At 48.8% G+C, this 10,007-nt stretch carries 11 protein-coding genes and 2 tRNA genes; 10 read left to right on the top strand and 3 right to left on the bottom strand.

What is annotated here, in order from left to right:
- The first annotated feature begins 98 nt into the window (after positions 1-98).
- From JIN82_RS07120 to JIN82_RS07100, 5 genes are all read left to right on the top strand, one after another.
- Entirely contained in the window at positions 99-269 is a 171-nt protein-coding gene (locus tag JIN82_RS07120) for a hypothetical protein (RefSeq protein ID WP_200310946.1), read from the top strand.
- Positions 270-466: 197 nt separating this feature from the next.
- On the top strand, positions 467-1,060 hold the full coding sequence (locus JIN82_RS07115) for a hypothetical protein (protein ID WP_200310945.1): 594 nt from the start codon (positions 467-469) through the stop codon (positions 1,058-1,060).
- Between the two features lie 17 nt (positions 1,061-1,077).
- Positions 1,078-1,827 carry a hypothetical protein gene (locus JIN82_RS07110; protein WP_200310944.1) on the top strand — a complete coding sequence of 250 codons (750 nt, stop codon included), beginning with the start codon at positions 1,078-1,080 and terminating at the stop codon, positions 1,825-1,827.
- Positions 1,828-1,913: 86 nt separating this feature from the next.
- On the top strand, positions 1,914-2,342 hold the full coding sequence (locus JIN82_RS07105; RefSeq protein WP_200310943.1) for a hypothetical protein: 429 nt from the start codon (positions 1,914-1,916) through the stop codon (positions 2,340-2,342).
- A gap of 74 nt (positions 2,343-2,416) precedes the next feature.
- Positions 2,417-3,109: a hypothetical protein gene (locus JIN82_RS07100; protein ID WP_234041845.1), complete on the top strand. Its 693-nt coding sequence runs from the start codon at positions 2,417-2,419 to the stop codon at positions 3,107-3,109.
- Between the two features lie 88 nt (positions 3,110-3,197).
- On the opposite strand, the gene JIN82_RS07095 is transcribed toward JIN82_RS07100, so the two are convergent.
- Positions 3,198-3,274: transfer RNA gene (locus JIN82_RS07095), tRNA-Asp, on the bottom strand.
- A 413-nt stretch (positions 3,275-3,687) separates the two neighbouring features.
- Positions 3,688-3,764: transfer RNA gene (locus JIN82_RS07090), tRNA-Asp, on the bottom strand.
- A gap of 399 nt (positions 3,765-4,163) precedes the next feature.
- Between JIN82_RS07090 and JIN82_RS07085 the strand changes: the two genes are divergently transcribed.
- The 5 genes from JIN82_RS07085 to lpxA all read left to right on the top strand — a co-directional run bounded on the left by JIN82_RS07085 (position 4,164) and on the right by lpxA (position 8,935).
- The gene (locus JIN82_RS07085; protein WP_200310941.1) at positions 4,164-5,585 is read left to right on the top strand and encodes a hypothetical protein; all 1,422 of its coding nucleotides are present in this window, start codon (positions 4,164-4,166) and stop codon (positions 5,583-5,585) included.
- A gap of 35 nt (positions 5,586-5,620) precedes the next feature.
- Positions 5,621-6,088, top strand: coding sequence for a thioredoxin family protein (locus JIN82_RS07080; RefSeq protein ID WP_234041844.1), 468 nt, complete (start codon positions 5,621-5,623; stop codon positions 6,086-6,088).
- 158 nt (positions 6,089-6,246) lie between these two features.
- Positions 6,247-6,558, top strand: coding sequence for a glutaredoxin family protein (locus tag JIN82_RS07075; protein WP_200310939.1), 312 nt, complete (start codon positions 6,247-6,249; stop codon positions 6,556-6,558).
- Between the two features lie 273 nt (positions 6,559-6,831).
- Positions 6,832-8,148 carry a bifunctional UDP-3-O-[3-hydroxymyristoyl] N-acetylglucosamine deacetylase/3-hydroxyacyl-ACP dehydratase gene (locus tag JIN82_RS07070; protein WP_200310938.1) on the top strand — a complete coding sequence of 439 codons (1,317 nt, stop codon included), beginning with the start codon at positions 6,832-6,834 and terminating at the stop codon, positions 8,146-8,148.
- A gap of 13 nt (positions 8,149-8,161) precedes the next feature.
- Positions 8,162-8,935: an acyl-ACP--UDP-N-acetylglucosamine O-acyltransferase gene (gene lpxA / locus JIN82_RS07065; protein WP_200310937.1), complete on the top strand. Its 774-nt coding sequence runs from the start codon at positions 8,162-8,164 to the stop codon at positions 8,933-8,935.
- 87 nt (positions 8,936-9,022) lie between these two features.
- On the opposite strand, the gene JIN82_RS17475 is transcribed toward lpxA, so the two are convergent.
- On the bottom strand, positions 9,023-9,148 hold the full coding sequence (locus tag JIN82_RS17475; RefSeq protein WP_267906515.1) for a hypothetical protein: 126 nt from the start codon (positions 9,146-9,148) through the stop codon (positions 9,023-9,025).
- Positions 9,149-10,007 lie beyond the last annotated feature (859 nt).

Genomic DNA, 10,007 nt, shown 5'->3' with positions numbered 1-10,007 from the left:
AGGTCGTTGCCAGGTTTATATGCCCTTACTAAGTGAAAGCTTAGTAAGGGCTTTTTTGTGCCCGCGACCCGCTGCGCGGGAGTGATCAGTGGGAAAAAGTGAGCAGTGGACAGTGCAAGTACGGCCTGCGGCCTGAAAGTGCGGGCTGCGCCCTAAAGTCCGCTGCGCTGCAGGTAGAAGGGTACGCTCGCAAGCTCGCTGCTGGTACGGGGCGGTCGCTGAAGGTTGCGGTAACGATGCAGCTTATCGATAGCGACATTCTCAGCTAGATCTAGCCATTGCTATGATAAGATCCTCAGCTGGCTCGGTGGTATCTAGCGCTAAAATTGTTTTTTATGTGGAAACGACTTGCCGTTCAGTGTGTTAGTTGCATGATGGTCCCGTCTTAAAGAAATTGTTATTCAAGAGGAGATTTACCTCTAACTATCTTTGTGGCTGGCTGTGATTTCTGTGCCCAACTTACCCTATGAATACTGTGATGATATGCAAATTAATGGCTTTGTCCGTCGTATTGATGGCGCCTGTTCATGCTGAAGTAAAGCAAGCTGCGGCTCTTGCTCCATCTGATATTGGAGCTTTCAAATGGATCGTGGGGGCGACTGCCGGTACTGGAGAAGTCGTGATCCTTAGATATTCTCGCATATGGACCGCTGGCGATAAGAAATCCGTGGATACTCACGACAAGGTCTCATATAATCCAGGCAAGAGAGTGGAAGGTTCATTTGTAGCCATTGATCCTAACTACTTTACTCCATCTGATAGTAGCGAGCCTAACTGGCATATTGCGGCTTTTGGAGGATCAGGATGGGTACAAGGGAAATGTTCGAGCTCATCGATTGGCAATAATTTTGGCTCGATCACATTTACAAACAAAAGTGGTGATATCTATGAATACCAATTTACTGCTATCGTAATGAGTCATGAGGAGGCGCTGACAATTTACGACGATCTGCCGGACTTATCGGCTACGGGCTGGAGATGGGGTGGTTCGCCAAACAAGGGCGTTAAAATAGATGAGGTAAAAGTTGGTTCACATCTCTTGTCTGAGGGTGATGAATAGCTTTTGGTAGAAGAATCATGCTTCATAATATAAAGTTTCTTAATTTCTCTGGCTTAATGCAGATGCGTTGGCTGAGGTCTTCGGCGGGGCTGTTTATGATTTCTCAGAAAATGATGAGTGCCATTTTCTCCGCCCTGCTTATCGTTAATGTTAGTCTTGTTCATGGTGGTGAAAAATTCGAGACGCTTAGAGGCATTGTTACAGAAACTCACAAAAAATCTGCTCTAGCAAATCGTTCTTACGAGACTTTGCAAGAGAATGGGGAGCCAACTGATGAGGAGAGTGCGTCTATGCTAAGAGGTTACGCTCATCGATGGACCGTGAAGCTTCCTGTTTACCTAAAGAATGGTGAGGGGCGCGAAAAACGGGTCTTTGTTCTCCGTATTTGGGACCCTGTTTATAAACATTTCCCAGGGCAGAATTGTCCGGTTGTCGAGGTGCTGCATGATGACAAGCGTCTAGTGTGCCAGGTGCTAGACGAGGTTGCTTGGGCTGCTGATGTGTGGGCCGTCAGTCACGATGGTAAGTACTATCTCTACATCGGAACTAAGCATCGTCATCGTCACGAGGAAGGAACGAATGTTTATTCGCTAAATCTAGAAACTTTAGTTTTAGAGCATAGAGGAATCCATTTTTCAAAGGAGGAAATCTTGCAAGCACGTCAACTGCTTGAGTCTAGGCTGGGGGCTCCAACTCCTAGCAAAATCCAAGATGGTAACGATGTCGAAGCTGACGAGGGCAAGGAAGCTAAGAAGAAGCAAAAGTAGTACTCGGAGTAGATGTGTTTTAATTTGTCTGTCCTTTTAATGTTTTTTTTTTGAGGTGTCTATCTAATCATAGATAACTAATCAACATGCTTGAATTAATCACTAACGCGCTTATAGGCATCGAGATTGTATTGCCAATCGTGACATCGATTTTTCTCATTGTGAGGCGAGAGACTAAATTTGCTATCTGGTTTCGTTGGGCGGTAATCAGCTCAGTTTGCTGTTACGGCTTATTAATGGTGTCGGTTAGTTTGACTGAGATCTATTTAGAAAACAGATTGGATCAATATGATCTTGATGGTAATGGCACGTTTAATGGTGAGGAGATTACGCCAGAGTTGCAGAAAGCGCTGAAGGATGTCGCCAACGATACAGGGAGAACGTTTGCTTTCATAACGGGGTTAATCCTATGTCCTATTCATTGTGGTTTTTGGCATCTAGTAATTGGCCTGCCATATGGCCTGATTCGTCACAGAAATTTGAAAAAGGCAGGCGACTCTCAGCTGGAGAGTTAGCAATAGATAACCGACTAGAATTGTTGATCATGAAGATTTTTCAGCTAACAAGTATAATGAGTTGTGCTTTTGTCGTGTCTTGTTCCTTGCCCTCGATTGTGGATTCAGTCAGCGATGATTATCCTATCGATAGGATTTCGGTGTCGAAGTATCAAAAGGGGCAGTCGATTGGTAAGCAGGCTAGCGGCCCGATGGCGCGTATAGCTGGAAGTGATATGGAGGTTGTCGAAGGGCGGTGGAAGTTTGCGAAGCCAGCTGAGGGGCAGGATTCTAATAGCTCTGCTAGAGGGGGTGAATATTCCAGCTGGACGATTGAGGTGAATGCTGAGGTGCCAGCTGGCGTGAAGTCGGCTATTACATCTGCTAGAAATGGCTATGAGGCGAAGCTGGGGTACGCAAGCAATGCGACCTTGCGGATTTGTCCACGATTTGAGCGTAAGTCATTTTCTTGGGGGCGGGCGGTTTCCTTTTTGTCGCAGTACCAGAATGACAATACAAACTATGCGCCTAACAATAGCATGCTGCGCTACGAGATTCACGGGCTTACTAAGGACGGGAAGTATCTACGTGCGGTGTTTGGCGTGACGCATCCAGAGCTAGCGAGTTTTGGCGATGAGGTGAGAGATTACCCAGTAGGTGATCCAGCGGATGCATCGAGTGCGATGCAAAAGGATAAACATTACCAGCTGGTTGAGAGCGCGCCAGTTGATTCATTTGCACCGTCATTGCGGGAGATTGATTGTTTTGTCGACGGGTTGGATTTGTAAGGCCCTAAGGTCTTTGTGTTTGGCTAGAGAGTTGACACAAAAAAGCCTCGCTGAGAATGATCTCAAACGAGGCGTATTGCAAAACAAGTGGCGGAGCGGACGGGACTTGAACCCGCGACCCCCGGCGTGACAGGCCGGTGCTCTAACCAACTGAGCTACCGCTCCACTTGCTGGTGCGGCGGCAAACTAGTGTGGACGGCGCGAAAAGGCAAGATCTTTTTTATAGTGGTGAAACAGTCGATTTGAAGTGCGCGGGTGGAGCTGGCAGTGGATGGGGGAAATTCATTTCTTAAGGCGGATTATAGAAGCCGATGGTGAGTGGTTTTCAGCTTCGTTTGAGTCGAGCTAGCCAGACATTAAAGAGTGTCGGTGTGACTTTTTTTCCAGCTGGGAAATTTCGTAGATCTACACAGCGCGTAAACAATGGCTCGCCAATTGACAGCAGGCAGGTGTGAAATTGCCAGCGTGATACAGCGGTAGAAGCTGGCTGAATTATTGTCTGCTGGACGGTCAGGCTGAAATACCTAGGCAAAGAAAAACCCAGCTTATAAATAAGCTGGGTAAATTGAACTAGCAAGTGGCGGAGCGGACGGGACTTGAACCCGCGACCCCCGGCGTGACAGGCCGGTGCTCTAACCAACTGAGCTACCGCTCCACTTGCTGGTGCGGCGGCAAACTAGTGTGGAAGGTGGAAAAACGCAATCTCTTTTTTGAGGGAAATGTGATTTTTTTTGGCCTTTTTGCGGTGGGGTTCTGGGAGTGACAGAAAATCAATGTGTTGGCGGTTTTTGAATCGCTAGGGCCTATTTTTTAAATGGCGAATATTTTTCCAGCTAGCTGGAATCTATGAGTACGAAGATGCTAACAGGTGGCTTGGCTGGCTTGTTTTATCGCACGAAAAGTGATTTTGAAATCAGCTGAATAAGTAATTGCAATGGATGGGGCGATCGAGGTCTGCGTGAACAGTTGTTAGTCTCAGTCTGTGCCATTTGCTAGATAATATGAATGGATCACGTATAATACGGGTCTAAGCAATGGAGTTACCCCTCACGTCATGAAAAAATTAGGCCTAATATTTCTGAGTGGCAGCGTATTGATCACGCTGCCCTCATGTAAAGATAAGCAGTCCGATCGGCGCGTTAGCCAGCTGGAAAAAGAGATGCAAGAGCTAAAAGCGTATACGCATCAGCTGCAGGAGAGCGCAGACCTAGTGGTCGAGCCAGCGTCAGTAATCGAGCAAGAATTGGTTGCTGAAAATTCGCCAGCGACTGATTTGGTTTCTACTGAGCTAGCTAATTCGGAGGTGGTTATTGCAGCTGATGTGCCGGACGAATCAAGCACTGATGTCGCGCTTGGCTGTGGTCACGACTATCATCTTTCTTGCGATACTGAGGGCGCGGTCGCAGCACCAATCGCTGTGTTAGGGGCAAATGTGCAAGCTGAGGTCGATAATGATCCACTTCTAGCATATGACCCTAATGATTTTGTTAATGACTTTGTTTTTTTAGAAGAAGTCCCATCTATCAGCCAGCCACTAGCTGAGGATGTCCCGCCGGTCGTGGTAGAAGTTCACGAAGAGGTGACCGTTTATAATGAATATAACGAATACTATGAATATGATAATTTGCCGTACGAGGATGTGATTATCATCTGTGATTTGTGCTGGAAACAGGCGTGCTCGTGCCGCAGTGGTGGAATTTCTTCTGGGAAACCACAAAAGCCACACAGGCCATCGCGTCCGCCAGGAGTGAAACCACCAAAACCAGAGCATCCGATCCACAAAGCTGAATCTGAGGTGAAGCAAATCACGCTAACACGTCCGAGTGTGTCGCACCCTAAGCCAACGAGCAGCGATCTTGATAGCCATCCACAGGTGGTTAAAGTGGGTAGTCGTTCAAAGGAGGCTAAGACTGGTAATTTATTAGCGGATTTGAAAAAGTTAGAGGCTGAGCGTGCGCTGAGGCAACAACGTGAGCGCACGGCGCGAGCACAAGCGAAAAAGCAAAAGTCTAGCCAGCAAGCTAGCCAGCGGACCAACGCGCCGGCAACATCTCAGCAAGGGGAAAAATCAACTCCTAGCAGGGAGACAAGTACGGCATCTAGCGGCAATGCAAAGCAAGCCAGCCAGCGGCAGTCGAATGTGCAGTCAGTGAATACACGCAAGTCAGCTGCAAACCAACAAACCAAGGCGCGGGAAGACCTGGCTCGCAGGCACAGAGAAGAGCAGATGCGCAAGGCGCGCGAACAGCAAGCTCGCAAACTCAAAGAAGAAGAGCGGAGAGTTCTTCAAGCTCGTGAAAATAGGCTGGCGCAGGAACGTCAGCAACGTGAGCAAGAGAGCCGCCAAGCTGCAGCTGCTAGTAGATCGTCTAGATCTAGCCAGCCAGCGCAGCGCGATGAGCCAGCTAGTCAAAGCCGCGGTGAGCAAGCACGCCAACAGCATATAGAACAACAGATGCAAAGAAGGACACGTTAGGTGTGAATTGTTTTTTTCGGGAATAGATCCTATACATGGACCTCTTACGTGTAGAAATTATGAAAACGATGATTACAAATCCACTCAAATCATTAGGTCTAGCTGGCGTAGCTGGTCTCGCCATGTTGTCACTAACGACATCAGCGCTAGCTGGCGAACCTAGTTACGAAAAAGACTACAAGGCAGCTGTCAGCAAAGCCAAGGAAGCTGGCAAACCTGTTGTTGTTATTTTCTCAGCCTCATGGTGTCCGCCATGCCAAGTTAACAAAAAGGATGTCTATCCAAGCAAGGCGGTAGAGCCATACGTGGATAAATTTGTTTGGGTTTATCTCGACGTCGATAAGGATGAAAATAAAAAATTAGCCGAGCAATATGGTGTTAGGGGGATTCCCCACATCGAGTTTCTCAGTCCTGATGCGAAGAAGTTGGGTAATGTCGTAGGCGGCACGACACCAGAAGATTTTGCAGCCTCACTGAAGACCATGCTGGCTCAGTCACCATAGGAACGATACCACCTATTCAAAGAATCAGGTATTGATGTCTGCTGCGCAGTTAGGATTTTAAAAATCTGCTGCGTGGTTGGCTGATAGAATTACCAGCTGGTCATAATGTTTGCATTTCTAGCCAGCTGTGATTTTTTGTTTTCACCCGATCAAACCTTATGAGCAAAGAAAATCCTACAATTGTTGCGTATCTCAAAACTTACTGTGGCTGGAGCGAAGGCGTGCGCGCCATCATGAAAAAATACCAGCTTGAGTTCACCGAGAAAGACATCATTCAAAACGAAGCGTTCCGCTGGGAGATGGAGCAGAAGAGCGGCCAGCCGCTGAGTCCATGTGTGGAAGTCAATGGCACCATGCTCGCTGACGTTTCTGGCGAAGAAGTGGAAACTTGGATGATTGAAAATGGCCTTATCGAGCGCTCTGACGAGCAGCCAGAAGCGCCTATCAATGCTTCTTGCACTAACCATTAATCGTCACCAGCTGGATGTGCTAAGTGCCTCCATGAGCTGGTAGTTTAAGTATTTATTTCAGCCCGTTGGTCAGCCAACGGGCTTTTTGTTGCCGTGTGGATACCTGAGGTGGGGGATTTTGTACGAGTGGTGAGTGGTGCAGACTTGCGCGTTAGGTTTTTTAGTTGGGGGTGAGAATTCTGCTGATTGTTTCTGGCTGGCTTACAATGAATGATTTATTGAAGTGAAAACAGAATACTTGATCATTTGTGAAATCCCGATTAAGTACCGCGCATGCCTACAGAGATGGAACATACATTGGCCGAAGCAGCGACGCTCGAGGGGACTTCACTACACACTGGTTCGAAGGTAACTTTGACCATCAAACCAGCCCAGGTGGGAAGTGGTTTCAAATTCCGCCGTGTCGACCTACCTGATCAGCCATTTATCAATGCTGACGTGGACAAGGTGCAGACCGTAGAGCGTGCGACTACGCTGGCTGAAGGATCTGTAAAAGTACATACTGTTGAGCACATTTTGTCTGCGCTGGTAGGCATGGGTGTAGATAACGCGCTCATCGAGATGGACAGCAACGAGCCACCAATCGGTGACGGATCAGCGGCTCCATACGTCGAGCTGATCAAAAAAGCAGGAGTCGTTGAGCAAGACGCTCCGCGCAAAGTTTGGGCAATCCGCGAGCCAATGCACATGGAGACAAAAAATGGCTCCATCATCACCATCGTACCGAGTGATAAGTTCCGCGTTTCTGTTACCAACGTCGGCCCAGACGGTCGCTTTACTCAATATTTCAGCTCAGAAGTGACTCCAGAACTCTACGAGAAAGAGATCGCTCCAGCGCGTACTTTTGTTTACTACGAAGACGTTAAGCCACTGCTTGACAAAGGCCTCATCAAAGGTGGAAGCCTAGAAAATGCTGTGGTTGTCCGCGGTGACGAAGTAATGAGCAAAGAGCCAATGCGCTACGACAACGAGTTCGCCCGTCACAAGGCGCTCGACGTCATCGGCGACCTCATGCTCAGCGGCAAAAAGATTCTCGGTCACGTGATCTGCGTGAAGCCAGGCCACGGGCCAAATACCCAAATGGCGGCTAACCTGAAGCGCGACTACATGAAAATGCGCCAGCTGGTTCCACCACTTTACGTGCCACAGACTGGTGAAGCTGTGCTCGACATCAACGAGATCATGAAGATCTTGCCACACCGCTACCCATTCCTCTTGGTTGACCGTATCATCGACTTCGAAGGCGAAACTAAGTGTACCGGCGTGAAAAATGTCAGCATCAACGAGCCATTCTTCCAAGGCCACTTCCCTGGTCACCCAGTCATGCCGGGCGTGCTCCAGCTAGAAGCTATGGCTCAGGTAGCCTCCATCCAGATCCTGCGCAAGCCAGAGCATCAGGGGAAAATTGGCTACTTCATGAGCGTAAACGATCTCAAGTGGCGTAAGCCAGTCACCCCAGGTGATACTCTGTTCATCGAGGCTGAAATCGTTAAGATTCGTCGTAACATCGGTGTGGCAGACTGCCGCTGCCTGGTAAATGGTGAGGTCGTCTCTGAGTGCACGCTGAAGTTTGCACTGCTCGATAACTAATCTACATTGACGAATGATCCATCAAACTGCGATTATCGACCCTCATGCTGGCATCGGTTCTGATGTCGAAATTGGCCCTTACTGTGTCATTGGTGCCAATGTTCAGATCGGCGACGGCTGTGTGTTGAAATCGCACGTGGTGATCGATGGTCATACCAAGATTGGAAAGAACAATACCTTCTATCCATTCGCCGCCATTGGCCAGCAAACGCAAGACCTCAAGTACCAAGGCGAACCAACCTATCTGGAAATTGGCGACAGCAACGTATTCCGCGAGAATGTCACCATTCATCGCGGAACCACCGCTGAGCTGCCGACCAGAATTGGTAATCACAACTACTTCCTGTGCTACTCACACGTGGCACACGACTGCCAAGTTGGCGACCATTGCATTCTCTCCAACAATGCCACTCTAGCTGGCCATGTGGAGGTTTATGATTACGCCATCATCTCCGGTCTAACGCCAATTCATCAATTTGCTAGAGTGGGTGAGCACGCCATGGTTGGCGGCTTCTCACGTGTCTCCCAAGACACCGTGCCATTCATGATGCTAGAGGGATCACCAGCGGTTCACCGTGGGCTCAACGTCGTTGGCCTGCAGCGCCGCGGTTTTGCCGATGAAGATATCCGCTGCCTCAAAGTAGCCTATCGTAAGCTATTCCTTAAAAAGGACCTCAACCTCGGCAAGCAGCTCGACGAGCTCAAAACATTGCCAGAGGCGGAAAACAAATGCGTCCAGCGGGTTATCGAGTTCATCGAATCCAGCCCGCGCGGGGTATGTAGATAAGATAGTTGGAAGTTTTCAGTGTTCAGTTTTCAGACCAGCACGATGAAACGTGCTGGTCGCTAGACACCGCCAGCTAGCAGCGTATTCTTAACCAGCTGGCAGCATCGTTCTGCCGAAGGCTTTCGGAGTGCGGCGATCCTTCGCCGCTTTTTTAGTTAGGCCAAGTAGTAAGTTTTCAGACCGACTCAGTGAAACGTGCTGGTCGCTAGACACCGCCAGCTAGCAGCGTATTCTTAGCCAGCTAGCTGTTCTCTTTCTCTTGTTAGCACCGCAGTCTCAGCCAGCTAGCAGCATCGTTCTGCCGAAGGCTTTAGGAGTGCGGCGATCCTTCTCCGCTTTTTTAGTTAGACTGAGTAGTAAGTTTTCAGACCGACTCAGTCAAACGTGCTGGTCGCTAGACACCACCAGCTAGCAGCGTATTCTTAACCAGCTGGCTGCATCGTTCTGCCGAAGGCTTTAGGAGTGCGGCGATCCTTAGCCGCTTTTTAGTTAGGCCAAGTAGTAAGTTTTCAGACCGACTCAGTGAAACGTGCTGGTCGCTAGACACCGCCAGCTAGCAGCATATTCTTAACCAAATAGTTAGGCGTTCTTAGCCAGCTAGTTGTTCTTTTTCTCTTGTTAGCACCGCAGTCTCAGCCAGCTAGCAGCATCGTTCTGCCGAAGGCTTTAGGAGTGCGGCGATCCTTCTCCGCTTTTTTAGTTAGACTGAGTAGTAAGTTTTCAGACCGACTCAGTCAAACGTGCTGGTCGCTAGACACCACCAGCTAGCGGCGTATTCTTAACCAGCTAGCAGCATCGTTCTGCCGAAGGCTTTTGGAGTGCGGCGATCCTTCGCCGCTTTTTAGTTAGGCCAAGTAGTAAGTTTTCAGATCAACTCAGTGAAACGTGCTGGTCGCTAGACACCGCCAGCTAGCAGCATATTCTTAACCAGCTAGCAGCATCGTTCTGCCGAAGGCTTTTGGAGTGCGGCGATCCTTCGCCGCTTTTTAGTTAGGCTGAGTAGTAAGTTTTCAGATCAACTCAGTGAAACGTGCTGGTCGCTAGTCACCGCTAGCTAGCTAGGTATCCTCAG

Origin of the sequence: Persicirhabdus sediminis (assembly GCF_016595495.1) — a bacterium.
Lineage (GTDB): Bacteria > Verrucomicrobiota > Verrucomicrobiia > Verrucomicrobiales > Akkermansiaceae > Persicirhabdus > Persicirhabdus sediminis.
The sequence above is the reverse complement of the archived record's forward strand: the minus strand, read 5'-3'. Positions and strand labels throughout refer to the sequence as shown.

Bases quoted from the DNA above. Each gene is read 5' to 3' on its own strand.
- JIN82_RS07105 (WP_200310943.1), top strand. From the start codon at position 1,914: ATGCTTGAATTAATCACTAACGCGCTTATAGGCATCGAGATTGTATTG.
- JIN82_RS07115 (WP_200310945.1), top strand. From the start codon at position 467: ATGAATACTGTGATGATATGCAAATTAATGGCTTTGTCCGTCGTATTG.
- JIN82_RS07085 (WP_200310941.1), top strand. From the start codon at position 4,164: ATGAAAAAATTAGGCCTAATATTTCTGAGTGGCAGCGTATTGATCACG.
- lpxA (WP_200310937.1), top strand. From the start codon at position 8,162: ATGATCCATCAAACTGCGATTATCGACCCTCATGCTGGCATCGGTTCT.
- JIN82_RS07075 (WP_200310939.1), top strand. From the start codon at position 6,247: ATGAGCAAAGAAAATCCTACAATTGTTGCGTATCTCAAAACTTACTGT.
- JIN82_RS07080 (WP_234041844.1), top strand. From the start codon at position 5,621: ATGGACCTCTTACGTGTAGAAATTATGAAAACGATGATTACAAATCCA.
- JIN82_RS07070 (WP_200310938.1), top strand. From the start codon at position 6,832: ATGCCTACAGAGATGGAACATACATTGGCCGAAGCAGCGACGCTCGAG.
- JIN82_RS07110 (WP_200310944.1), top strand. From the start codon at position 1,078: ATGCTTCATAATATAAAGTTTCTTAATTTCTCTGGCTTAATGCAGATG.